Source organism: Streptomyces sp. NPDC051364 (genome assembly GCF_040682115.1).
Lineage (GTDB): Bacteria > Actinomycetota > Actinomycetes > Streptomycetales > Streptomycetaceae > Streptomyces.
Genome location: NZ_JBFBAH010000030.1, coordinates 1 through 22,140 on the forward strand (window position 1 = coordinate 1; position 22,140 = coordinate 22,140).

Annotated in this window: 21 protein-coding genes and 3 pseudogenes; 12 read left to right on the plus strand and 12 right to left on the minus strand. The window is 69.9% G+C overall.

Annotated features, from left to right (window positions below; all coding sequences use genetic code 11):
* Nucleotides 1–91: 91 nt before the first annotated feature.
* The 6 genes and pseudogenes from AB0M76_RS35270 to AB0M76_RS35295 form a co-directional block, all read right to left on the minus strand.
* Nucleotides 92–484 carry a RidA family protein gene (locus AB0M76_RS35270; protein ID WP_365956832.1) on the minus strand — a complete coding sequence of 131 codons (393 nt, stop codon included), beginning with the start codon at nt 482–484 and terminating at the stop codon, nt 92–94.
* Between the two features lie 88 nt (nt 485–572).
* Nucleotides 573–728 carry a hypothetical protein gene (locus AB0M76_RS35275; protein WP_365956833.1) on the minus strand — a complete coding sequence of 52 codons (156 nt, stop codon included), beginning with the start codon at nt 726–728 and terminating at the stop codon, nt 573–575.
* A 173-nt stretch (nt 729–901) separates the two neighbouring features.
* Nucleotides 902–1,387 carry an NUDIX hydrolase gene (locus AB0M76_RS35280; protein ID WP_365956834.1) on the minus strand — a complete coding sequence of 162 codons (486 nt, stop codon included), beginning with the start codon at nt 1,385–1,387 and terminating at the stop codon, nt 902–904.
* Between the two features lie 2 nt (nt 1,388–1,389).
* The gene (locus AB0M76_RS35285; RefSeq protein WP_365956835.1) at nt 1,390–1,722 is read right to left on the minus strand and encodes a MazG-like family protein; all 333 of its coding nucleotides are present in this window, start codon (nt 1,720–1,722) and stop codon (nt 1,390–1,392) included.
* A 610-nt stretch (nt 1,723–2,332) separates the two neighbouring features.
* Nucleotides 2,333–3,766 carry a YncE family protein gene (locus AB0M76_RS35290; protein WP_365956836.1) on the minus strand — a complete coding sequence of 478 codons (1,434 nt, stop codon included), beginning with the start codon at nt 3,764–3,766 and terminating at the stop codon, nt 2,333–2,335.
* Nucleotides 3,767–4,324: 558 nt separating this feature from the next.
* Nucleotides 4,325–4,399: pseudogene (locus AB0M76_RS35295) on the minus strand (dCTP deaminase); the annotation flags it as partial.
* Between the two features lie 287 nt (nt 4,400–4,686).
* Here AB0M76_RS35295 and AB0M76_RS35300 point away from each other — a divergent pair.
* The 4 genes from AB0M76_RS35300 to AB0M76_RS35315 all read left to right on the plus strand — a co-directional run bounded on the left by AB0M76_RS35300 (nt 4,687) and on the right by AB0M76_RS35315 (nt 8,710).
* Nucleotides 4,687–5,547: a helix-turn-helix transcriptional regulator gene (locus AB0M76_RS35300; RefSeq protein WP_365956837.1), complete on the plus strand. Its 861-nt coding sequence runs from the start codon at nt 4,687–4,689 to the stop codon at nt 5,545–5,547.
* A gap of 1,318 nt (nt 5,548–6,865) precedes the next feature.
* Entirely contained in the window at nt 6,866–7,456 is a 591-nt protein-coding gene (locus tag AB0M76_RS35305) for a hypothetical protein (RefSeq protein WP_365956838.1), read from the plus strand.
* A gap of 566 nt (nt 7,457–8,022) precedes the next feature.
* A complete protein-coding gene (locus AB0M76_RS35310; protein WP_365956839.1) occupies nt 8,023–8,283 on the plus strand; it encodes a hypothetical protein in 261 nt (86 codons plus the stop codon).
* Nucleotides 8,284–8,395: 112 nt separating this feature from the next.
* Entirely contained in the window at nt 8,396–8,710 is a 315-nt protein-coding gene (locus AB0M76_RS35315) for a hypothetical protein (protein ID WP_365956840.1), read from the plus strand.
* Between the two features lie 148 nt (nt 8,711–8,858).
* Here the strand turns inward: AB0M76_RS35315 and AB0M76_RS35320 are convergent.
* Nucleotides 8,859–9,449, minus strand: a pseudogene (locus AB0M76_RS35320) (enoyl-[acyl-carrier-protein] reductase FabV); the annotation flags it as partial.
* A gap of 29 nt (nt 9,450–9,478) precedes the next feature.
* Between AB0M76_RS35320 and AB0M76_RS35325 the strand changes: the two are divergent.
* Nucleotides 9,479–9,574, plus strand: a pseudogene (locus AB0M76_RS35325) (hypothetical protein); the annotation flags it as partial.
* Between the two features lie 207 nt (nt 9,575–9,781).
* On the opposite strand, the gene AB0M76_RS35330 reads toward AB0M76_RS35325, so the two are convergent.
* Nucleotides 9,782–10,063: a hypothetical protein gene (locus tag AB0M76_RS35330; protein ID WP_365956841.1), complete on the minus strand. Its 282-nt coding sequence runs from the start codon at nt 10,061–10,063 to the stop codon at nt 9,782–9,784.
* 172 nt (nt 10,064–10,235) lie between these two features.
* Here AB0M76_RS35330 and AB0M76_RS35335 point away from each other — a divergent pair, with 172 nt between their 5' ends.
* The 3 genes from AB0M76_RS35335 to AB0M76_RS35345 all read left to right on the plus strand — a co-directional run bounded on the left by AB0M76_RS35335 (nt 10,236) and on the right by AB0M76_RS35345 (nt 13,169).
* Nucleotides 10,236–11,762: a hypothetical protein gene (locus tag AB0M76_RS35335; RefSeq protein ID WP_365956842.1), complete on the plus strand. Its 1,527-nt coding sequence runs from the start codon at nt 10,236–10,238 to the stop codon at nt 11,760–11,762.
* Nucleotides 11,763–12,058: 296 nt separating this feature from the next.
* Nucleotides 12,059–12,670 carry a GNAT family N-acetyltransferase gene (locus AB0M76_RS35340; protein WP_365956843.1) on the plus strand — a complete coding sequence of 204 codons (612 nt, stop codon included), beginning with the start codon at nt 12,059–12,061 and terminating at the stop codon, nt 12,668–12,670.
* Nucleotides 12,671–12,746: 76 nt separating this feature from the next.
* Nucleotides 12,747–13,169 (plus strand): DUF5958 family protein, encoded by a 423-nt coding sequence (locus AB0M76_RS35345; protein ID WP_365956844.1) that lies wholly within the window; start codon nt 12,747–12,749, stop codon nt 13,167–13,169.
* 353 nt (nt 13,170–13,522) lie between these two features.
* On the opposite strand, the gene AB0M76_RS35350 is transcribed toward AB0M76_RS35345, so the two are convergent.
* Nucleotides 13,523–14,356 carry a S1 RNA-binding domain-containing protein gene (locus tag AB0M76_RS35350; protein WP_365956845.1) on the minus strand — a complete coding sequence of 278 codons (834 nt, stop codon included), beginning with the start codon at nt 14,354–14,356 and terminating at the stop codon, nt 13,523–13,525.
* A gap of 436 nt (nt 14,357–14,792) precedes the next feature.
* Here AB0M76_RS35350 and AB0M76_RS35355 point away from each other — a divergent pair, with 436 nt between their 5' ends.
* Nucleotides 14,793–15,608 (plus strand): hypothetical protein, encoded by an 816-nt coding sequence (locus tag AB0M76_RS35355; RefSeq protein ID WP_365956846.1) that lies wholly within the window; start codon nt 14,793–14,795, stop codon nt 15,606–15,608.
* A gap of 1,022 nt (nt 15,609–16,630) precedes the next feature.
* Nucleotides 16,631–17,257, plus strand: a complete 627-nt coding sequence (locus tag AB0M76_RS35360; protein ID WP_365956847.1) for a hypothetical protein — start codon at nt 16,631–16,633, stop codon at nt 17,255–17,257.
* A 266-nt stretch (nt 17,258–17,523) separates the two neighbouring features.
* Here the strand turns inward: AB0M76_RS35360 and AB0M76_RS35365 are convergent, their stop codons facing one another.
* Nucleotides 17,524–17,790 (minus strand): hypothetical protein, encoded by a 267-nt coding sequence (locus AB0M76_RS35365; RefSeq protein WP_365956848.1) that lies wholly within the window; start codon nt 17,788–17,790, stop codon nt 17,524–17,526.
* Nucleotides 17,787–18,026 carry a hypothetical protein gene (locus AB0M76_RS35370; RefSeq protein WP_365956849.1) on the minus strand — a complete coding sequence of 80 codons (240 nt, stop codon included), beginning with the start codon at nt 18,024–18,026 and terminating at the stop codon, nt 17,787–17,789. Before AB0M76_RS35370 ends, AB0M76_RS35365 begins: the two co-directional genes overlap by 4 nt.
* Nucleotides 18,027–18,062: 36 nt before the next feature.
* On the opposite strand from AB0M76_RS35370, the gene AB0M76_RS35375 reads away from it, so the two are divergent.
* On the plus strand, nt 18,063–18,242 hold the full coding sequence (locus tag AB0M76_RS35375) for a hypothetical protein (RefSeq protein ID WP_365956850.1): 180 nt from the start codon (nt 18,063–18,065) through the stop codon (nt 18,240–18,242).
* A gap of 899 nt (nt 18,243–19,141) precedes the next feature.
* A complete protein-coding gene (locus AB0M76_RS35380) occupies nt 19,142–20,821 on the plus strand; it encodes a DUF885 domain-containing protein (protein WP_365956851.1) in 1,680 nt (559 codons plus the stop codon).
* 21 nt (nt 20,822–20,842) lie between these two features.
* Here the strand turns inward: AB0M76_RS35380 and AB0M76_RS35385 are convergent, their stop codons facing one another.
* The gene (locus AB0M76_RS35385; RefSeq protein ID WP_365956852.1) at nt 20,843–22,114 is read right to left on the minus strand and encodes a pyroglutamyl peptidase; all 1,272 of its coding nucleotides are present in this window, start codon (nt 22,112–22,114) and stop codon (nt 20,843–20,845) included.
* Nucleotides 22,115–22,140: the final 26 nt, after the last annotated feature.

Genomic DNA, 22,140 nt, shown 5'->3' on the forward strand with positions numbered 1-22,140 from the left:
CAGTTGCGCCCGCGTCATGAGTGACGATCTACCAGATCGCGTCACAGGGCACGGGCGAGTCGCACAAATTGATCACAACCGGATACACGCCCTAGTCCACGATGGCGTCGATTTCGACTTCTACGAGCCATGCGGGGTCGATGAAGCGGGACACCTCGACGAACGTGCAGGCGGGGCGAATCGATGCGAATCGCTCACCGTGCGCTCGCGCAGCCTCCGTCCACTGCTCGATGTCCGTGAGCATGATGCGGGTTCGCACGACGTGCCCCAGCTCGGCTCCCGCCTCCTTCAGTGCGCGTTCGGCGATGTCCAGGCAGCGCACCGTCTGGGCATAGACGTCGCCTGTTCCCACAGTGGCGCCGTCGTCCCCGATGGGCGCGGTCCCGGCAACGGCGACGTACTCACCCATCCGAACCGCTCGGGAGAAGCCGATCTGCGGTTCGAGAGGGGACCCGGAGCTGACCATCTGCCGATCACGTGTCATGGCGTCATCCTCTCAGAGTGACCAGCGAGCCCCGACGACGGAATGCGTCGCCGGTTGTCGTTCGAGGCGTTGCAGCGCCGGCTGGTCGTCAGGCGAGTTCGAGGAGGCCGCCAAGGGTGAAGACGAGTCCACCGAGGGCGATGGCCGTGGCCAGGTACCGGTAGACCTGGGCGGACGCGACCCGTTGGGGCCGCCCGAGGTCTCCGCGGGCGAGCATCGCCCGCTCCGTGTTGGCCGCGGCCATGCGTTCCAAGGCATGCGCGCTACCCCGGAGGGCGACCTGCAGAGCACGCCGGTGGGTTGGCTTGACGTAGCGCCCCGCACACCAGCTCGGTGTGCGGGGCGCTCGGCCACGCGGAGCTCAGGCGAGGTTGCCGTGCCGTCACGAGCGCGGCGCGGGATGGTCGCCGCGTACGGTCATGACGGGCTCCCCTCACGGAGGTAGACCGCAGTGCCGGACCGGGCGGCGGCGTGGAGGGCGGTCAGCGTCTGGAGACGAGCAGCGAGAGGGGTGTCCCGCAGTTCGTCCAGGTGCTTGAAGGCGTGGAGGTCGTGCTCGTGGCTCAGGCGGATGGGCCGGGCGCCGGTGTAGACGCCGCCGTGGAAGAAGTAGTCGATCACGGGGCCGGCGTTCTCGACATCGGCGCGGTGGTCCGTGCCGATCAGCCGAGGTACGTCGTCCAGGTCGGCGCCGGTTTCCTCGCTCATCTCCCGCCGGGCCGCCGTCCACGGGTCCTCGCCGTGATCGAGCATCCCGCCCGGAAGCCACCACTGCCCCGCGGCCGGCTGGCCGGGGCCGTATCGGAGGAGGAGGACACGGCCGTCGGGGTCCAGCAGCATGATGCAGGAGGCCACGATCGTCCGCGGCAGCGTCTTGATCCACTCCTCTCGGGGAATCCACATGCTCATGCCTCCCGGGCAGCCAGGGTGCGGGCGGCGGTCTTCTCCAGGTGCGCGGTGAACATCGCGGCCGGGTCCGCAACGCCGAGTCGGTGAAGCGCGACCATCGCTGTCACCAGTACGTCGCACACTTCCGACTCCACGTCCCGCCACGAGTGGGACCGGCCCTTGCGGGGGTTGGTGCCGGTGGCACCGATGACGGCCTGGGCGGCTTCGCCGAACTCCTCTCCGATCTTGAGTACCTGCAATACCCGGCGCTGCTCGGCGGGGACATGGGCGGCGGCCTCGTCGAGGAAGACGGCAAGCTCCCCGGTGATGTCCCAGGCGTTCTTCTCCACGGTGGTGGTTCCCCTTCGTCCGGCTGTTGTCCGTTCTCAGTCCTATGAACGAGCCGGCGGTGTCCCGGATGCTCGAACGCCTGTTGCCGGCGGCCGGCCGAGATCGCCCGGCGCCTCAGAGGTGCCGCTGACGCCATTCCCGTCGAGCCATCGGGTGATATAGGACGACTGGCCCGGGGAGTTCACCACGGCCGCGGGCGGCACCGTGACGGTTACGGCGGCCCCGTGCAGCAGCGGACACTTCGTGCTCACGAACCGTGCGGACTACACGGACCCGTTCACGGCCTTCGTCAGCGGGGGAGCAAGGAAGTCGAGGTACGCCACCCCGCTGCCTTCTCGCGGTTCGGGGCCACTCGTACGGAGGCCGGGCCGGTCCGCATCGAAGGGGCGATGGAGTTCGCGTCAAACGGGCCAGGGACGATCACCGTGCTCGTGCAGTTCTCGCGCGACGGCCGGCACTGGTCCGACGTGAGGGCGACCGAGGCCGACCGGCAGCGCGGCTTCTCGTTGGGCGTCGCGCAGAGCGGAGCCGGCTGGTTCCGGGCCCGGTTCGTCGCCCCGAAGGGCTTTCAGGCGGCCACGACGGCCGCCGTGGCCGCGCTGAAAGAACTCAGTGGCTGCGCCGGATGGCGGGAAGGCCTGGTGAGGCCATGGGGGCCTGCTTCAGATCACGGATGCTGCCGTGGTCGGGCTGGTCCCCGTCGGGGTGGGGTTTGCCGTGGTGGTCCTTCGTGCAGACGGTGGCGGTGGACGGGCCGTGGGTGTCGTCGCCGGGGAAGGCGGCGGTGTAGCAGGCTTCGCTGTCATACGTGCGCGGGACCTTGCAGATGGCATGGCCCCTGCTGTCCGTCGTGTCGGTGCACAGAGAGGTGGAGTCGGTGGTGAACTCGATCCGCTTGCCCTCCACGGGCGCGCCTCCGGCGGTCAACCTGGCCTTCAGGGTGAGGTCGCCGCGGTCCAGAACACCCGGCCTGTCCTTGCCCTTCCGCTCCTGCCTCTCCGCCTTCAGCGTCAGTGTGGTCGCAATCCGCGGCTGCTCCAGCACGGGGATGGTCCCGATCGCCACGGCAACGGGGCTGTCGCCGACACCGATGGTGGCGCTGACGGCATTGGTGGCGGAGTCGATCACCGACACGGTGTCCGAGCCGACGTTGGTGACGTAGACGTGGGAAGTGTCCGGAGTGACCGCCACCCCCTGGGGGAGGGAGCCCACGGGGATGGTGGCGGTGACGGTATTGGTGGCGGAGTTGATCACCGATACGGTGCCCGGCGAGGTGGCGTTGGTGACGTAGACGTTGGCGCCACCGACCAGGGCGGCCGCCACCCCCAGGGGGGAGTCGCCGACGTCGATGGTGGCGTCGATGGTGTTGCTGGTGGTGTCGATCACCGAGACGGTGGCGTCATTGGTGTTGGTGACGTAGGCGGAGTCCGGATTGACCGCCACACCTTGGGGGAAGGTGCCGACGGGGATGGTGGCGGTGACGGTATTGGCGGCGATGTCGATCACCGACACGGTGCCCGAGCCGGGATTGGCGACGTAGACGCTGAATCCCACCGCCACACCACGAGGGGCCTCGCCGACGTCGATGGTGGCGGTGACCGTGTTGGTGGCGGCGTCGATCACCGACACCGTGCCGCCGATGGAGTTGGTGACGTAGGCGCGGGTGCCGTCGGGGGTGAACGCCACCCCCTGGGGGCCCCTGCCGACGTCGATGGTGGCCGTGACGGTGTTGGTCGCGGTGCCGATCACCGACACGGTGGTGCCATTGGAGTTGGTGACGTAAGCGCGGGTGCCGTCCGGGGAGACCGCCACACCCTCGGGGCCACTGCCGACCGGGATGGTGGCGGTGACGGTGTTGGTGGCGGTGTCGATCACCGACACGGTGTCCGCGGCGTTGTTGGTGACGTAGGCGAGGGTTCTGGTTTGCGCGGTGGCGGGTGTTGCTGCGGCGAGGGGGACGACCATCCCGGCCAGTACCGCCAGCCCCGTCACCCAGGACCGCAGCAACGTCCACCAGGAGCCCCCGGCCCCTCGACTTCGCACCGTACCCCCCTGTTCCGATGCCGCAGATACCGCGCTACCCGACATCACAACCTCCTGCAATGCACGACACCGAAGTGGCGTTTCCATGGGCCACGAGCGATGCCCTGTCAGGCATGTCCGGATCGGCCGCGGCGCTGATGATCGCCGAGCCGACGCTAACGCCGTCACCCGCCCGTGCCTGCTCAACACCCACGAAGGCGGGCTGTACGGATGAGTGGATACCCCCTACGGCCTACGTGGGCCTTTGCCCGAGACGGAACAGCGACCTGCCTCAGGCACAGCCGGCCACAGGCACGCCGATGGCGGCGCAAACCAGCCCTGCATCAGCCCCGCCACGACCCCAAGCCGCCATCTGCCGGCTCCAAGAGCGAGGGTGACGGCGAACTGGGCAGCGGACAGCACGGCAACAAGGGTGGAGAGCCTCCGTACGGGGAGGGTGAAGGTGTTGACGGGCGGCTCCGCGACCGCGGCGCCGGGGGGCAGTGTTCGTGCTTGGGGGCCGCGGCATCAGCGCGCCCGCAGCCCCGTCCAGCGTGACCTCTGCCCGGTCTTCGTCGCGGCGTAGACACGGACGGGCCGGGTCGGAGTGAGCATCAGCGCCCACTGGCCGTGGAAGCCGATGTCGCCGATGGGCCTGGCACGACGCCCACAACGCGGCGGGAACGCGGCCGCCCTTCGGTCACGGCCGGCCTCGCAGTGGCTGCGGGTGGGACGGTTCCAGGACATCCGGCGCCGCTCGGCGCGGGCCCGTCGGGCCGTCTGACCTCGGGGCATTACTCCGGCCGTGCCCTTTGGGCCGGACAGGTGATCTTCGTCATCTGGATGTGCTCCTCGTCGCTTCGGGTATGGAGAATGCTTTTGCCACTTGCCTAGCGTTGTGTATTTCCGCGTGAGGTCCTGTAGTCGGAGGTAGCACCGCCATGGCGGCGAACGGAAGCCCCACCGTCAGAAGGCGCCGCCTGGGCGCGGAACTTCGCCGGATGCGCCGTGCCGCGGGCATGACGTCCCAGCAGGTTGCGGGGCGGCTGCTGGTGTCCCAGTCCAAGATCAGCCTTTTGGAGACGGGCCGTCGCGCCATCAACCCCCGTGACGTGCGTGATCTGTGTGAGGTCTACGAGGTCACCGACCAGTCGCTCGTCGCCTCGCTGATGCGGATGGCGAAGGAGTCCGGTCGGCAGGGCTGGTGGGTCGCCTACGGGGACGTCCCCTACAGCGTGTTCATCGGGATGGAGACGGAGGCCGCCTCCATCCACTCGTACGACCCGCTGGTGATCCCGGGTCTGCTGCAGACCCCTGCATACGCCGCCGCGGTCATCGAGGAAACGAACCCTCACATCACAGCCGAGCAGGCCGCCACCCGTCTGGAGGTGCGGCTGCGGCGCCAGCATCGCGCCCACCACCCCGCCCGTCCCTTCCGTTTATGGGTCGTTCTGGATGAATCGGCATTACATCGCGCCGTCGGCACCGCCGACGTCATGCGCGAACAGCTCGAACATCTGAACCGCCTCGGCGCCCAGCCGCACATCACCGTGCAGGTCCTCCCCCACACCGCAGGAGCCCACCCCGGTGCCTCGGGGCAGTTCTCCATCCTCACCTTCCGCGACAGCGACGCGGGAGTCGTGTATTTGGAGCGCTTCACCAGCGACCTCTACCTGGAGAAGCCCGCGGACCGCCAGCCCTACCACCTCATGTACGACCACCTCCAAGCACAAGCACTCAGCCTCGAACAGAGCCGCCGGTTCATCCGCGACACCACCCGGCTCTACACCCGGTCCGTGTAAGGGGTGGGCAGCGACGGCACTCGGCCAGGAACACCGCCTTCCCAACGCGACAGGGCTCCGCAGGCAGCACACGCCGCACTGCCGGCGGGTTCTCGCACCGACGCGGCAGCTGCCGGGACTTCCTGGTGGGTGAGCCAGGGCGCATTCGCATTCCGGGCCAGGACGTACCTGAAATGTTGCTGGCGCCTCAGTTCGAGGATGTCCCTTTGCCGCATTCGGCCCACCCCTGACGATGCCAATGCGCTCCAGAACGCACCTAGTACTGCACAGATCAGCACAAGCCTCATCAACACGTCTGCCACAGCGGGTCCTTTAGGGTGACGGATTCGCAAAGCGGGGCCCGCGGTCGAGCCCTCAGCAACATCTCGACATAACGCGGCGGAATATGCAGAGTTATGGCCCGTCACCTCATTGCAGCCATGTGCAGCACCCTGTCCGGTTACAGTAACTTCCGATTGTCATCTTGGCGGCCAAGCGCCCCGGCAGGCCGGACGGAGCGTGACGGCCCGACGGCACGGAGGATCGCCGACCCCGCCCGGGGGCGTGCCGGAACCTGCTCGAGGGGGAAGTCGGCCGGCGTGGACGCCGCCCCCGAGACGCCCGACCTGCCATCGCACCGTCACTCTCCTGAGCTGCGGAGATGCACCGCAGGCGAGATACGCGAAGCGGTTCTGACAGGTTCGTCACAAGTGCAGAAATGATGAACGGAAACAGTCACCACTCGTTCGCTCCACCATCATCACCCGCATGGCTCATACCCCGCCCGGGGCCGGAAGCGTTGGTTGGACTATGACAACAGCAAACATCGGTGCAACCTTCCATCGGTATGCCGAAGAGGAAGGTCTCCCCGTCCACGCAGGGGCCGCCCGGATGGGTAAGTGGACATTCACACCGGCTTCATCCGACCGCAGCCACGGCGAGAATGCGACTCTGCATCATGAAGGTCGGAAAATCGAGCTGAATTACTCGTCCTCAATCTTTGAGGATTTTCTGAAGGTGATCAGCACGATCCATCGCGAGTTCAACCGACGGTCGCAAGACGTGGCTGCAACCGGGACATCCGGAATGTGCACCGACGGCCAAGTGAGGCAGGACCCCCGTGTATGAACCGTACGGTCATCACGACTGGAACGGCTTCCCCACCCAGCCGGATGCCCACATCTTTCGGCCGGTACCGGATCCCGAACAGCACATTGCCACGGGGCACCCGCCGTTCGGACCGGACCACGGGAACAGCACATGGGATCCGGCGGAGGAGCTCGCCTGTCTCCTCCAGGGGAGCATGGCCGGCGGCCAGGCGGAGTCCTTCGACCGGGGCATGTTCGATGAAGCAAACGACATGATGAGCACTGCAGGGCTGGCAGCCGGACCGGCGGTCGTCACCGGGCTGCCGGAGGCAGCAGCGTCCGGCGGGCACCGCCGGACCGTCACGGCGAAGGCGCCGGCCGCGGCCCTGATGCGAACGGGCAGCCTGTGCACAGCTGGGTTGGTCGCACTCATCGCCGCCGTCGTGAGCGTCCTCAGCGGCCTTGCCATCTGCGACGCCCTTCAGCACAGTGCCGCGCCCCGCACCGCCCACGACGTGGTCGGCTGGTGGCCGCTGCTCATCTACGGACCCTGGATGGTTGCCTCCCTGTCCATCCTCAGGGCGGCCCTGCACCAGCGCCGTGCCATCCACTCCTGGTCCATCGTCCTGTTGTTCTCCACCCTGGCCACGCTGCTGTGCGTGGCCCAGGCGCCGAGAACGTTCGCCGCCGAGGCCGCGGCGACCCTTCCGGCCATCGCCGCGCTCGCCTGCTTCCAACAGCTCGTCCGCCAGATCACTCTCACCCGACCGCCCCGTCAACCGACACCACGGCACCGCAACTCCAGGCCCTCTTCTGCCCCCAAATTCCACTACGGGGCTTGACGGTCACGTCCGGGAAGTCCCTGGCCAGGATCGGTCCGCCGGCCGTGCGAAGCAGTTCTGTGCCTGGCGGACGGTCGCCGGGTGCGGTCGAGGACGGTGAGGGCCGCCACGACGCCCTGGCGGAGGCGGCGACCGCTGAGACGGGCAGGGCCGGAGTCTGCCGTGTCAGTCGTGGCCGCGCCGCCAAAGGCAGAGCCGGCGCCGCCGCATACGGCGCCGGAGACGAAGGCGTGACAGCCGCTGACCGCATGGAGCACGTGGTCCTTCCCAGAGCCCGCGGAGTGATCGAGTGATCGTTTACACCTGAGGAACGACAATCGAATCCGATAAGTCACGGGCGGTCCGCAATCTCGGCACGACGGCTTCGACGACCGCCTCGTGCACGCGAAGCCGGCCCGGGCACCTCACTTACCGCAGCTCGGAGCCCATCCCGGTTGCCCGGACTCCGCTGCCACCTGTACGACGGCCCGCCCCGCCGACCCGGCGCGACCGGGCTCGCCAGGCACTGAAGCGCCACGCCCCCCGCACCACACCTCCCCCCGGCCTACTGAGAGAGGACAGCAACAATGGCGTACGAGCCCTCCTACGCTGAGCGAATCCAGTACAAACAGCTACAGGACGCTGCCTACCAGGCAGGCCAGGACGCCGTCGCCTATCTCGAGGCAGCCCTCGCGCTCGCAGGGCTGGCCCTCCCCTCCCTGACGAACGACGGACCCCTGGGCTGCCGCGGGTTCGTCCGGCTCGGCGGATGCAGCGTCGCGGTCGCCAGCCAGCTCGCCGAGGTGGTCACCGCGGGTGCCATCGCCCTGCAGCAGCAGCGGACGTAAGCACCTGCCCCCACCGCGCCCGGAGGCATCCGGTTCGCCACCCACCCGCGCCGCTCCCGTACAGCCCCACCGCAACTTCCCCGCCGACAGGCAGACTCCAGGAGGTCCTTGCATGAACATGTGGCGAGCTTCCTCGCACGCACCGAAACAGCAGGAGGCGCTCGACCCCTACCGCTTCCCCGGCGTCCGGGGATTCGAGGACGAAGAGGACACTCGCCTCCAAAGCTCCGTACCGACCCCGGCCCCGGCGGAGCGGCCTCTCAGCCGGATCAGCGCAGCACACCACCGGCGCCTCGACCTGCACGCCGCGCTGACCGCCGCCGGCATCCCACCGCTCGCCGGAGACCTTCACGCCATCGAAGCCGTCTCCGCACTCGACGCCACCACCAACGCTGCCGTCCAACGATGGATCGCCGGCACCGGATGACTCACCACACGTTGCGGCCCACCCTCCCTCGGCACATGTGGGCCGCAACGGGGCACACCACAGTCCCGCCCTGCGTGACAAGGACGCCATCGACGAAGAGTGAGAGCCGCTCAGCGGAGGCGTTCCACGTGGCGGATCCGCGACGGGATCAGGGTGTGGGAACGGGCCAGGGAACGTCGATGGCCACCGGGGCGCTGTAGTCGACGCTCGGCACAGAGAATCCGTACAGGCGCTGGACTTCGGCGTGAAACCAGTCGAGGTCGGCGAGACCGGCGATGGCGTCGGTCGTGGCGGCCTCCCAGCGTTCGGCGACGGCCGCCTGGACGTCGTCGGTGAGTTCCCAGGTGTCAAGGCGGACCCGGCCTTCGTCATCCAGGGCGAGCGGCGCGGCACCGGTGAGCTGGTCCCACAGGGCGGCGAGCTGATGCACCGGCGGGACCAGGTCCTCTCCAAGGACGCCGCGCAGCAGGCCGGTGTACAGGGCGATGCCGGGGATGGCGGTGGAGGACTGGGTGACGGCGGCGCCGTTGACGGAGGTCACGGCCCGCCCGCCCACCGTTTTGTCGAGCCGCTCGTTCAGGGTGCGGGCGGTGGCCTCCAGGTGGGCCTTGGCTTCGCCGATGGTGCCCTGTCGGTAGATCGCCGCTGTCAGCGGCGAGCCGATGTACGACAGTGCGGCGGTGGCGAAGCCCTCGCCAAGTAGTCCCCGACTGGCCAGGTGGTCGATCCAGCGTTCCCAGTGTCGGCGTACGGTGGGGCTCGGTGCGGATGCTCGGGGCGTTCCCGACCGAGGGCCTGGCAGTGGCCCCCGCGGTGGTGGTGCGGTTCGCGGCTGAGCGGCTCGGTGTCGATTCGGCCGAGTGGGCCGGGTACGGGACGCGGAAGCAAGGCCGTCACGAGCACGCCTGGGAGATCCGGGAGGCCGAGCAGGAGGTCCGCTCCTTCCTGGCGGCGCGGGTGTGGGCGTACCCGCCGTCCGGACCGAGATCAAGATCGGCTACGCGCGGGTGTCCACCGGCGCTCAAAACCTGGAGCGCCAGCCGACCCCTGCGCGAGACTTCTCAGCCGCTGCTAGGACAGGCCGTAGATCGCCAGAATGCCGAGGCTGAGCGTGGTGACGGACGCGAAGGCGATGCAGCCGCGCCAGATCGCCGCCGGGACCGCGGCGTGCTCCATCCGGTGCAGGACGCCCGAGGTGATGCCCGCGATGACCGCCAGCAGCAGAACGATCAACACCAGCAGGGTCCGGGTCATGAACCCCGGCGACGGGTCCGTCGCACCGCCGAGCAGAGTGAGGGCCTGCGTCGGCCCGGCCGACGCTCCGTTGGCGATTGCGGCGAGGAAATTCTCCATGGTCCCTTCCGTGGAACTCGTGCCTGGTCCGCCGGCGCTCCGCCCAGCGGTCGGGCGTCGTGAGCGACGCCCGGAACGACGATCCACCCTCGCGGTGACCCCACGGAGCGGTTGGATGTTGTCCGGGCGACAACCGGGATTGTCCGGGCAACAAAGGGCAGGGGGAGGGCTCATGGAGGAAAAGGCTGTGCGGCGAGCGGGCCGACCGTGGCGGGAGCAGCCCAAAGGGTCGTGCGCCGAGATCAACGAGCTGGTGGTCCTGCTGCGGTCCTGGCTGGACGAGACCGGCGTATCCGTACCGGTCCTGCACTCCCGACTGACACCGGACCACTTCGACGAGGACGATGAGGTGCCCAAGCTGCGCCAGCTCAGGGAGCGGCTGGCCGGCGACGGGCTGACCTGGCACCTCGTCGCCGCCGTGGCAGACGTGTGCTCCGAGGGCTGGGACCAGTCGAACGAGCGGCAGACGGCGGCCCGGGTGTTGTGGGAGGCGGCGCAGCAGCGCCCCACCTCACTGGCGGAGGTCCGTGTCGAACCGGTCGTCAGCGTCAGGGAACTGCTCCGGGCGCAGCAACGCACCATTCAGGCGTACGAGGAGATGGACCGGGCCCAGCGTGCCTACGAAGCCAGCGAACGGGAGCGCCACCAGGCGCTCCGCATCGCGACCGTGTTCTTCAACGTGCTGGGCCGGACCCAGGCGAGGGTGCTGGAGCTGACCCGTCGGGTCGACGCCCTTCAGGCCGGACCGGTGGCGTCCAGCGGCGCGCTCGACCTCCTTCAGCCCCAGTTGCGGCAGGCCCAACATCTGGAACGGGACCTGCGTGAGCAGCTGCGGCTCGCCGAGGAGGACCGGGACCGGGCACAGCAGGTCGCCGACCGGGCGGCGCGACGTATCGAGGAACTCGAAGCCGAACTTTCCGCGCTCAGGCCGCTGACCGACCGAGGCCCCGAAGAGGTGGCCGAGGTGCTGCTCGCGTACGCCCCGATGCCCCGCGCCGAGGTGGCCGGGGCCGCGGAGGCGGAACTGGACGACGTCGAGCGCGTGCTGGCAGCGGGCCGTGACGCCCTGGAACGGGGGCGCGAGGCGGTGCTGGAGGCTGCCGACGATGTCGGGTGGTACGAGCCGCCGCCGGCGACGGAGTACGGGGGTTATCCGGACTACGGCGACCCCTATGCGGCGTACACGAGCGCGTACAGCGACTCCGACGCGGCGTACACGAGCGCGCGCGTCCAGGCCGGGTTGTCCGGGACAATCCCGAACTACCCCTTCGGCCCCGGCGGCGACAGTTCCGCCCGCGTACTCAGTCTGGCCCAGCAGGTAGCGGACCAGGCCATCAGCGAGGCGCGTGTCGAGGCAGAGGGGATCCGCGCCGAGGCCGAACTCCTCCGGGACTCCGCGACCGAGCGGGCCCTGGGGGCGCTGAGGGGGCAAGGTACCGCGCTCGACGCGGAGACCGCGCGGGCGCGGCTGGAACTCGAAGCCCTCAGGGCCGCTCCCGACGGGGACGCGCGCCTGGACGCGCGCCTGGTGAGCGAGCTGGAACGTCTGGCGGCGCAACGGAGGTCCCTCGACGAGCAAACGGCCATCCTCCTCGCCGATCCGCAACCCGCGCCCGCCGGCCCCGCTGACTCTGCGGTCCCCGCTGCCCCCGAGGGCCCGGACCCGGCCCGGGGCGACACTCCGGAAGAGGCGTCCTAAGAGGGCGCTACGTGACCTGCTCCGGCAGGTCCCGCACTGTGCTGATCCACTCCATGCCGTCGCCTAGCGTCCCCGGCCCGGTCCATCAGGTCCTGCACGTCCGGCGCAGCTAGCCCCAGGCGGTGGAGCTGATGCAAGAAGGGCGAAGAATATCGAGCCGACCAGGCCTGGAGCCGGATCTGCATTCACCATAGGAGGAAGATGCCGTGCACCCCTCACGGCTGCGTGAGTGAGCGAGTGGTGAGAGCGTGTCTCAGCTCGTAGACCTCAGCCGAGTCGGCCGCGAGAATGCGGCCATGAAGATCACAACCGCCGTGGCGACCGATGCCGATGCCGTCGCCGAGCTGCACACCGCCAGCTGGCGAAGGGCCTACGCGACCCTATTCCCTGCGCGGTACCTGGACGGTCCGCTGCTCGCCGAACGCCAACAGGTGTGGCGGGCACGGCTGGCCGATCCTGTCCCGGGCGCGGCACTGTTCCTGGCCGTGGAATCCAGCGTGGTGCTCGCCTTCATCTACCTCGAACCGCAGCCGGACGGCCGGGTCCTGCTCGACAACCTGCATGCCCGTCCCGGCGACACCGGGCGCGGGCTGGGCAGTCGGCTTCTCGAGTATGCCCTGGCCTGGTCGACCACTGCGCACCCGGGCCAAGACGTCTACCTGGAGGTCCTGCAGGGCAACACCCGCGCGGTCGCGTTCTACGAACGCCACGGAGGCCGCCGTACCGCGTCCCGCATCTGCCGCTTTGACCAGGGATTCGAGCTTCCCGAGTTCGAGTACACCTGGCCCGCCACCGTCCCAGCGTCGACGCGGTCTGCCAGCACATCGCTGAGCGTGACCCCGCCGCACGCCGCCTCTGAACCGTCAAAACCTACCGCCGGGGTACTTGCTCTCCGGCGTCCGAGCTAGGTGTACTGAACCAACCTCCATCGCGCACCACGTCGTAAGGGCTGTGCCTGTCGTCCGACCAATTGGGAGCAGTGTGATGAACCCGTGGGCCGTGGTGTTCAACGAGCTCGCTCAGGAGCGGCGGCCGATGTCACACGGCATCGAGTGGTTTGAGGGACTTGACGCCGAAGAGCAGTCCGCCGCCCTGCGGCTCTTGTCGCACTACTGCATCCAGGCTCGAGCCAGCGCCGAAGACGCACCGGAGAGCATCCGCCGTGCCGGGCTCCGCCCGACTCATACGCCGGCGGTGCTCATCTCACGCGGCCGGATCAGCCAACAGTTGGGGAAGATCGCCGGTCTCACGCCCTTGGACGAACGCAGGAAGGCATTCCGACTGCTGATCTCGGTGCTGGCGATTTCCGACGGACGCCGCCGCGAGCGCTACTGCTCCGACGGGTGCGGCCACGAGTGGCACAAACTGACCCCCGCGGGGTGGGGCTCTTCAAACGAGTCGGCCTGACCTGCGATCTCCACCGCTCTGTTCGCCCAGGCCCGACGCCGAGGGCCAGAACGACAACGGACCCAGCACCCGCTGACTGACCCGAAGGGCACACCGCATCCTGCTCACGGTGGGCCCCGACTTTTGTCCGCGGACAAAAGTCGGGCTTCCTCCACTGCCGCAGCCGGGGCGTTGCCTCGGCACCGGTCGACGTGAAGTGCGGCTTCCTGAACTTGCACGAACCGGGCGTAGTGCGGGCCCTGCTCGACACGGCGTCGGCCCGCGGTTGGCAACCGGGGGAGCGGCGGGTGGTGGAGATGGACGGCTCACCCCTGCTGGAGGCGGCGGTCGCCGCGCCAGCAAATGCACAGGACTCAGCGAAGGCCAGGTGCAGCCTGGCGACAGGAGAGGGACAGCCTCCGTCGTTCGCGGTCGAGGCCGGTGACAACGGCCGACACCTCGTCGCCGACCTGGACGACTTCCTCAGGAGTGCCCACAGGTGTCGCTGTGAGCTCTTGAAGGTGGATCAGTCCCTCGATGCCGTCGGCGACTTGGACGAAAGCGCCGAACGGGACCAGCTTGGTGACCTGCCCATGTAGGGTCTCGCCCACCATGGTGCTGTCCGCGAAAGCCTGGAACGGATCCGGCTGAGTCGCTCGCACCGACAGCCTGGCCTCTCCGTTCCACGTGTCGAAGTAGAGGAACTCGCCCGAGACGCGCTGTCCGACCTGGACGATGTCCGATGCCGTTTCGAAGCGCCGCCAGGACAGCTCGGGGATCGTGATGAATCCGACCCCTGGGAAGACCGGGTGGGCGGGGCCTTGGTCCAACGCCACAAACACGCCGAACCGCTCGATGGCAGCGACCGTGCCGGAAAGGAGCTCCCCGGGGCGAAGGGAACTCAGGAACGCCCAGAGCTCCGGCTCCTCGGCGGCGGCCATCGACAACCAGGCGATGCCTTCATCCAGATCAACGGCCACGACCTCGCCCGTTATCCGCTGGCCGACCTGCACAGCGCCGGTCGCACGGCGGCGCCAGGACAGTCCCAAGGGGCCGACCATTCCCAGCGGACGCCGCGGAAATACATCCAGGGTCACCGCCACCCCTCGCGACTGCGTGACCTCTGTTGCGGTCCCGCTGTAGAGGTCGCCGACGCGGATCGATCCCAAGAAATCCCGGCAGTCCTGATCGTCCAGCTCAGAGCCCATGCTGCCCAGCCTCTCATCAGGAACCGTGCGCCGGCCCAGAGGTGCGCAGGACATGAGAGGCCCAGCTCGTATCGAGGCGCAGACTTCTGTCCGCGAACAAAAGTCGGGGCGGTGTCCCAGCCCGCGAATCATTGACAGCTCTGGTGTCACAGCCTGCGCAGGCACCGTGTGCAGCGGGAGGACCGCGGTCGACCTCTCGCAGGCTGCAGTTGCATCGCCGACGAGCCCAGCGGCCGCGCAGGCGTTGAAGCCCTCCTACAAGAAGGCCAGGTCGAGCCGGTCGGGACAGCAGACAGCGAGCGACGGAGCCCATGGCCTGCTTCTCAGCAGTGTCAGCGCGTTTCGCTCGCCGCGGCCTCACGCGAAATCCGAATGGATGTGCGGACTTGGGGCGGTACCTTTTCTCAGGATTGAAGACTTGGACAAGGGGTGGGGAATGAAGTCAGGTAGGGCTGCTGTGGGCATCGCCGCGGCGATCGTCATCACGGCGGGCGCCAGCGGATGTACGGCCGCGAGCGTGGGGCAGAAGGCGGCCGACTCCGCGGAGACGCTGGTCGCAGCGCTCACCAAGGCGTCCGACGAGGCGTCGAAGGCGGGTTCGGCCCAAGTCAAGATGACCGTGACGATGCCGGACACCGGGGGGAAGCCGGTGCAGATGAACGGCGTCTACTCGTGGGGCAACGGCCTCGCGATGGAAGCCGAGATGCCGGCCAAGGACCTTGAGATGGAGGAGCTGGTAGCGGACGGCACGGTCACGATGCGGCTCGTACAGGGCGCGTACTACTACGGTGTCGACCCCGCGCCGGACGGTCCGCTGAAGGGCAAGAGCTGGCTCAAGCTCGACGCCTCCGCCGTCCTCGGTGACAAGGGCGCGGCCAGCATGAACACCGGCAACAACGACCCGACTGCCGGGCTGAAGACGCTCAAGTGGGCCAAGAACGTCACCAAGGTCGGCTCGGAAGAGGTCAACGGGCGGAGCACGGTCCACTACCGGGCGACGATCCCCGCCGACAAGCTCGGCGACGCCGCCGCCGCGTTCGGTGCTTTGGGAGGCAGCGCCGATGAGCTCACCTCAGACATCTGGGTCGACGACAAGGGTATGCCCGCACGGCTGAACCAGACGCACGGCGCAGTTGGCATGAGCGTGGAGTTCCTGTCTTTCGGCATCGCGAAGGACATCGCGGCCCCGCCGGCAGCCGAGACGGCCGACGTGACCGAGCTGGTCAAGAACGGTGGTGCGGGACCGGCCTGAGCACACAGCGCCGTACGGTGCCCGGTCCGGCCAGGGGCGGACTGTGCACCGTACGGCAGCACAGGCACGCCTCTCGGGGCCGTGGCAGACCCTCATGGCCTACCCCCACACCACCCTGCTCGCGCAGGCCGGAAACTCGGTCCCGCCCAGGAACGTCCAGTCGATCGAGGCGACCCTGGAGGCGATGCGGCGGCGCGTCCCGGTGCTCGCCGGTCGCCTGGACGCGCGCGTAGCAGAGGACGTACGGGAACTGCTTGGCAACGCGGCGGCCCAGCGCGCCGTGGTCGACCGCCATCGCGCGAGCCTGGGCGAGATCCGGCGCGAGGCTGCCCTGCGCCAGGAGATGCAGTCCGCGTCCCCCCCCCCTCAGCCACGCCGGCGAAGCCGCCGAGCGCACGGCGGCCCTGCATGCCCAGCAGTACAGCCCACCGCCGCAGAGGCAGACACCTGCCCCCGCCCGGCAGCCGCGCCCTCCGCGTGCACCCCTCCCGGATCACACCCCCGGCCCCGCCCGCCGCGGGCATGGCCCGTACGGCGGGCGCAGCCTCAGGCCGGGTCGGGCGCTCCTCGCGCAGAGGTCGGCGCAGGGGATCCGATCGGCCTCGGACGACGTGATCCGGGGAGCACGCAGGAGAAGGCCGGTTCGTGGGCTTCGGATTCACCAGTCAGGCTCCGCGGGTTGGCTGCGCCCTGCGCTGCGCCCTGCGCTGCGCCCTGCGCTGCGCTCCGGTACTCGCCTCGCCAACTGAGCAGTGAGGGATGGTGGCGAGCGCATTGTGGCCGTGCATCGCGAAACGCAGCACAGTGGCTAGGACCGTCTGTGGTGCGGAGTAGCGCCTGTACACCGGATTCCGCGTGCGGCTATCGGCTGGGCGCACCTTCTGTGGCTGAGGCTTCACCGGGCGAGGACGGCGGTGTGCTCCCACCATTCCCGGCGGGCGGGACGGACCCGGCCCTACCAGGGGTCAAGTCAGGTCACCCCGGGCCTCACTGGGTGTCGGTGCCGAACTAATCTTCGGATCATGGCCTTGAGACCTGACGAGTTCTACGACCACGCGCTTGCCGCTGCGGATGGGGAGCGTCGGCTCCCGCTCGCGCGCATGACAGGGTGGGATATCAGCCCGTTCGAGCCGGACGGATTGCGCGTCGCGCCGCTGCGCCCTCCGGTTCTGCCCGAGCCTCCGCGACACGGCGAGGACCCGTCGAACTGTGGGGCGTGCCGTGACCGAGGCGATGGGATCTGGTTCAACGACAGTTGGCGGCTCACCCGGATCGCGGGAGTTGGTGTGCCGCTGGTGCTCATGCTGCATCCTCGTGAGCACTATGACATGGCTGACCTGCCCGATGAGCTGGCAGCCGAGCTGGGGGTCCTGTCCACTCACATCGTCCGCCACGTGCAGGCCCTGCCACACATTTCGCGAGCCCACGTCTACCGCATCGGAGATGGAGGCGCACACCTGCACATCTGGTTCTTCGCCCGGCCCGAGGGACAGACGCAGCTGTACGGATCATGGATGCCCGTCTGGGACGATCTGCTGCCGGAGTACCCAGCAGATGTTGCAGAGGCAGATGCGGCGATCGTGGCAGACGCATTGGTCGCCTCCATCGGGGGTCGTCGGTCGGCTGCCAGCGAATCGCCGCACGACTGATTGCCAGCTGACCCCAACGCTCAACCTCGACGCTCACCGTGCTGACGCGCGGTCAGGTTCGGGGACCCTAGCTGCTGTTCTGTAAACGTCATGGCTCCGTCTTCCGGCTCCACGGGACCAGTGCCGACGAGGCGCGGCCTTGAGTCTCTACGGGGAGATCCTGGGGCAGCAGGGGCGCCTCGAAGAGGCTGCCGCCGTCCATGGGCAGGCTTTCCTCCTCGCCGCCGAGACCGGTGAGCCGCCGCGAGCGGCTCGCCGGGCGCTCGCTACACCGGTGGTGGTGTCCAGCAGTCGGGGCCGCCGCCGCGCCAGTCGACCAGGGCGGGGTCCGTGACATCGAAGTCCTCGGCGTTCTCCATCCCCGTCGCGGCGAGGAAGACGGCAATGTCGCTGATCCGGTACGCCGTGCCCAGGCTCTGGCCGTCGCACCGCACCCGGCGCCACCCGCGGTGGTCCGGGGGGTGGACGACCAGGCAGGGAGCCGGGACCGGCGCGTCGGATCCCGGGTCGTTCCCGGGGCAGGCGCTCGTCATGCCGCCCTCACCCAGCCTCTGGCCCTCGCCGCGAGGCGGAGCTCGACCGGGCCGCCCGCCGTACGGACCGGGCGCGACCAGTACGGATGAGCGGCGATCGTGCACGAGAGCGTGATCAGCCTGCGGCGGAGCGTGGTTGTGCCGACGGTTTCGGGCCGCCGGGCCAGCTCCCGGTAGGTACGGAGCCACTCGGCCTGGAGGGCGACCAGGTCGTCGGGGAAGGAGGTGCACTGCATCCATCAATTCAAGCATGTGTTCGATTTATGGTGCGAGTGGAGCGACACAGGCCAAGGGCGGGCCAGCGCGACGACCTCACGGCGCTCCTCGCCCGCGACCTGCCGGCCGAGCAGTGGCCCGTCCTTCGCACCCTGGTCAGCCGGCACACCCGGCAGGTCGGGGAGGAGCGCTTCCCCCGGCTCGCCGCCCGGATGCGGACGACGTCCGCGGCGTGAACCTCAGCGCACTCCACCGCCGGCTCCTGGCCGGTGTGATAGCCATCGGCACGCCGCACCCGCTCGTGATCACCGGCGGCTACGCCGTCCAGGTCCACGGCCCCGTCGACTGCCTCAGCCAGGACCGGGACTGGGCCCAGCGCTGGGCTGCCGGTCTCGAGCAGCGCCTCGCCCGCGACACTGGCGGCGACAGCTTCCGACAACGCCGCACCCGTGGCCTTGGGACGCCGAGGCAGCCCCGGCGAAAATGCGGGCCGGGCGCACCATTGATTCCGCCCGCGCGCTGGCACGGTGGGCGCGAGCGGCGGGTGAGCCTCGTCCCACGCCCATTCCGCCCGCGCGCTGGCACGGTGGGCGCGAGCGGCGGGTGAGCCTCGTCCCACGCCCGGGTTCTGCTGAAAGGCGGGCCGGTTGCGCGCCGATCCACGTGGCGAAGGGGCTGGCCGGGCGACGCAGGACGTTCTCCACGTCGAGGCCGGTCTTCTGCTCGGCCTGCAGCGCCCCAACGACGCCGCGGCCACTCAGGACGTGCCACAGAAGTGAATCAAGCGTCTGCGGTAGCCGGCGGCCCGCTTGGACTGCAGGTAGGCGAGCATCGTGTGTACGGGCCTGCGTGGACCCGGACACGGCCCGCGTCACAGCGCTGCGGGATCCGGCCTGAACTCGAACGCCGCCCGGCGTTCGGCAGCGTTCGGAGGGCGGCGCCGCCGCGATGTCGGCCTCGTGCAGCTCCGTATGCTCCAGCGCAGTGCGCAGTGCGCAGGGCGCAGGGCGCACGACCACGGGGACCCCCGGGCCTTGGCCTTGGCAAGCAGGACACGCGGGGGCCCGCCACCGGATACCGGCCAAAGGGTTGTGCCAGGGGCTTGTTCGGGGGAGGGGCGGGCAGGAGTCGGGGCATGTTGAGGCATCAGCGTGAGCTGCCCCGTCAGATCTCCGACGCCCATGTCGACGCCCTGGTCGCGCTCGACCCGATCAGCGGGACGTACCTCGGGACGTCCGCCGGCGCCGGTAGACTGCCCGACTACTCGCCCGACGGGGCCCTGGCCGAGGCCGAGCTCGCGCGCGAGACCCTCTTACGGCTCGCCGCCCACACGGACGGCGGCGCCGACGTCGAGCGGCGGTGCGCGCGGCTGCTGCGGGAGCGGCTCGACGCGGAACTCGCCCAGTACGACGCCGGCGAGCACCTGCGCGCCGTGAACAACATCTCCTCGCCCCTGCACCGGGTGCGCAAGGTCTTCGCGGTGATGCCGGCCCGTACGCCCGAGGACTGGGCGGCGATCGCGGAAAGGCTGCGGGCCGTGCCCGGGTGCCTGAGCGGCTACCGTGCCTCCCTCGCCGAGGGCGCGCGCCGCGGAACGACCGCCGCGCCCCGCCAGGTACGGGCCAACGTGGCTCAGCTGGAGGAGTGGCTGGGCACCGAGGGCGGCGGATTCGGCCGGCTGGCTTCCGGTGCGCCGCCGCACATGGGCGCCGAGGTCGGGGCCGCGGCGCGGGCGGCGACGCTGGCCTTCGCGGAGCTGGGGGAGTGGTTCCGGCGCGAGTACGGTGCGCAGGCCACCGGTGCCGGCGCCGAGGACGCCGTCGGGCGCGAGCGCTACGGCCGCTTCGCCCGCTACTACACCGGCGCGGACCTCGACCTCGACGAGGCGTACGCCTACGGCTGGGAGGAGTTCCACCGGCTGCTGCCCGAGATGCGCGCCGAGGCGGAGCGCATCCTGCCCGGCGGGCAGGATCCGTGGGTGGTGCTGGCCTGGCTGGGAGAGCACGGGAAGAGCGTTCACGGCGTGGAGGAGACGAGGCTCTGGCTCCAGTCCCTGATGGACGAGGCTGTGGAGGCCTTGGAGGGGCGGCACTTCGACATCGCCGATCCGGTCCGGCGCGTCGAGTCGTGCATCGCGCCGCCCGGTGGCGCCGCGGCCCCGTACTACTCGCAGCCCTCCCTCGACTTCGCGCGCCCGGGCCGGACCTGGCTGCCCACGCTCGGCAGGACGCGCTTCCCCACCCACAACCTCGTGTCCACCTGGTACCACGAGGGACTGCCCGGCCACCATCTCCAGCTGGCGCACTGGACGTTCGTCGCAGCCGAGCTGTCCCGCTACCAGACGAAGGTCGGCAAGGTGAGCGCCACCACCGAGGGCTGGGCCCTGTACGCCGAACGCCTCATGGACGAGCTGGGGTTCCTCACGGACCCCGCCCACCGGCTGGGCCATCTCGACGCCCAGATGATGCGGGCCGTCCGCGTCGTGATCGACATAGGCATGCACCTGCGGCTGCGCATCCCCGCGCACTCGCCGTTCCGGCCCGGGGAGCGGTGGACTCCCGCGCTGGCGCGGGAGTTCCTCGGCCGCTACTCGAGCCGGCCCGTCGCCTACCTGGACAGCGAGGTCGTCCGCTACCTGGGCCGGCCCGGCCAGGCCATCTCGTACAAACTCGGCGAACGGGCCTGGCTGGAGGGCCGGGAGCGGGCCCGGGCCAAGCAGGGCCCGGACTTCGACCTCAAACGCTGGCACATGGCCGCGCTCTCGCTCGGCTCACTCGGTCTCGGGGATCTGAGCGACGAACTCGGATCCCTGTAGGCACGTTGCAGGGGAGGAGGCCTACGGGCGCGCGGCGGTGTGTTCGAGGATGGTGCGGACCTCCGCGGTGATCGCGGTCTCGTTCTGTTCGAACTCGGGGCCGGTCAGCAGGGTCGGGTCCGCCGGGAGGCCGGTGAGGACCGGGGTGTGCAGGTGGCCGCCCGGCAGCTGCGGGGCGAGGTCGCCGCGGAGGCGGTTGGAGCGGTAGGCCACCTCGTTCGACAGATAGCCGCCTCCGCCGCCTTCCACCGCCCGCGAACCCGGCGTCGGGCCGTCCTCGCGGTCCACCGGCTCGGCGGCGCCCGCCGGGATCTCGGTGACGGCGGTGTTCAGGAGCACCGGGTACGGGCTCTGGACGGCGCCGGTCGCCGCGTCGGTGGGGAGCGTGGTCCGGATGAACTCCGCGCCCGGGGCGAGGCCGGGAGCGGTCACGGGGTGCTCGCGGGTGCCGCCGGAGAGGGAACGGGTGTTGTCGGGGTACGGATCCGCCGACCGGGACCGGCCCGCCCAGGCCTCCAGGGTGAAGATGCCGGGGTAACCCTGGCTGATGGTGGTGATGACGTCCGCCGCGCCGGGACCGCCGGCCAGTCGCGGCGCGAAGGCCCGCTCCACGATCCCGGCGTCGAAGTCGGCGTACCGCACGGGCAGGACGACGGCCCGGATCTCGGCGCGGCTGCCGTCGGCGAGGGTGATGCGGCGGCCGTTGAGCCGGAGGGCGGCGGAGCCGGAGGGGTTGGCGCGGCGGAGCTCGGCGTCCAGGCCGAAGGGGTCGAAGCCGCTGATGAAGACGCAGCGTATGCCCGCGGGCGTGTGGAAGGCGTTGTCGGTGAGGCCGCGGGAGGCGTCCTCGAAACGGGTGCGCAGCGCGGCGCGGTCGACGGCGAATCCCGGCTCCCAGCGGGCGAGCGCGGTCGTCATGGCCAGCCGCGTCCAGTACAGCGGCCGATCGTCCCCGGCCGGGAGGTCACCGCCGGGCCGCTGCCCCTGGGCGCGGCGTACGGCGGCCTGCCAGAGGCCCTCTCCCCAGCTGTCGAGCAGCAGCCCGGCTTCGGCGGGGCTCCGGACTCCGCACAGCGCGGCGGGAAAGCGCCGTACGAAGTCCCCGAACCCGGCGCGCTCGACGAGCGCCGTGGTCCGCGCATCCGTGAGCCGCGCCTGCTCGGCGTCGAGGGGCGCCGAGGGTGCGGTGCGGCACGAGGAGGTGTCCTCCGCGTGCGCGGGTGAGGTGACGGCCAGGGGGAGGGCGGTGGCAAGAAGGACCGCGAAAGACGCGGCACGCCGTAAGAGCATCATGCAATGTGACATTACATAGATGCGGT

What these genes read in the sequence shown, in the direction of transcription:
- AB0M76_RS35335 (WP_365956842.1), top strand. Translation starts at nt 10,236, where the DNA reads ATGGAGGAAAAGGCTGTGCGGCGAGCGGGCCGACCGTGGCGGGAGCAG.
- AB0M76_RS35350 (WP_365956845.1), bottom strand. Translation starts at nt 14,356, where the DNA reads ATGGGCTCTGAGCTGGACGATCAGGACTGCCGGGATTTCTTGGGATCG.
- AB0M76_RS35360 (WP_365956847.1), top strand. Translation starts at nt 16,631, where the DNA reads ATGGCCTTGAGACCTGACGAGTTCTACGACCACGCGCTTGCCGCTGCG.
- AB0M76_RS35310 (WP_365956839.1), top strand. Translation starts at nt 8,023, where the DNA reads ATGGCGTACGAGCCCTCCTACGCTGAGCGAATCCAGTACAAACAGCTA.
- AB0M76_RS35305 (WP_365956838.1), top strand. Translation starts at nt 6,866, where the DNA reads ATGTTCGATGAAGCAAACGACATGATGAGCACTGCAGGGCTGGCAGCC.
- AB0M76_RS35345 (WP_365956844.1), top strand. Translation starts at nt 12,747, where the DNA reads ATGAACCCGTGGGCCGTGGTGTTCAACGAGCTCGCTCAGGAGCGGCGG.
- AB0M76_RS35380 (WP_365956851.1), top strand. Translation starts at nt 19,142, where the DNA reads ATGTTGAGGCATCAGCGTGAGCTGCCCCGTCAGATCTCCGACGCCCAT.
- AB0M76_RS35315 (WP_365956840.1), top strand. Translation starts at nt 8,396, where the DNA reads ATGAACATGTGGCGAGCTTCCTCGCACGCACCGAAACAGCAGGAGGCG.
- AB0M76_RS35330 (WP_365956841.1), bottom strand. Translation starts at nt 10,063, where the DNA reads ATGGAGAATTTCCTCGCCGCAATCGCCAACGGAGCGTCGGCCGGGCCG.
- AB0M76_RS35300 (WP_365956837.1), top strand. Translation starts at nt 4,687, where the DNA reads ATGGCGGCGAACGGAAGCCCCACCGTCAGAAGGCGCCGCCTGGGCGCG.
- AB0M76_RS35370 (WP_365956849.1), bottom strand. Translation starts at nt 18,026, where the DNA reads ATGCAGTGCACCTCCTTCCCCGACGACCTGGTCGCCCTCCAGGCCGAG.
- AB0M76_RS35280 (WP_365956834.1), bottom strand. Translation starts at nt 1,387, where the DNA reads ATGTGGATTCCCCGAGAGGAGTGGATCAAGACGCTGCCGCGGACGATC.
- AB0M76_RS35365 (WP_365956848.1), bottom strand. Translation starts at nt 17,790, where the DNA reads ATGACGAGCGCCTGCCCCGGGAACGACCCGGGATCCGACGCGCCGGTC.
- AB0M76_RS35270 (WP_365956832.1), bottom strand. Translation starts at nt 484, where the DNA reads ATGACACGTGATCGGCAGATGGTCAGCTCCGGGTCCCCTCTCGAACCG.
- AB0M76_RS35340 (WP_365956843.1), top strand. Translation starts at nt 12,059, where the DNA reads ATGAAGATCACAACCGCCGTGGCGACCGATGCCGATGCCGTCGCCGAG.
- AB0M76_RS35385 (WP_365956852.1), bottom strand. Translation starts at nt 22,114, where the DNA reads ATGATGCTCTTACGGCGTGCCGCGTCTTTCGCGGTCCTTCTTGCCACC.
- AB0M76_RS35275 (WP_365956833.1), bottom strand. Translation starts at nt 728, where the DNA reads ATGGCCGCGGCCAACACGGAGCGGGCGATGCTCGCCCGCGGAGACCTC.
- AB0M76_RS35355 (WP_365956846.1), top strand. Translation starts at nt 14,793, where the DNA reads ATGAAGTCAGGTAGGGCTGCTGTGGGCATCGCCGCGGCGATCGTCATC.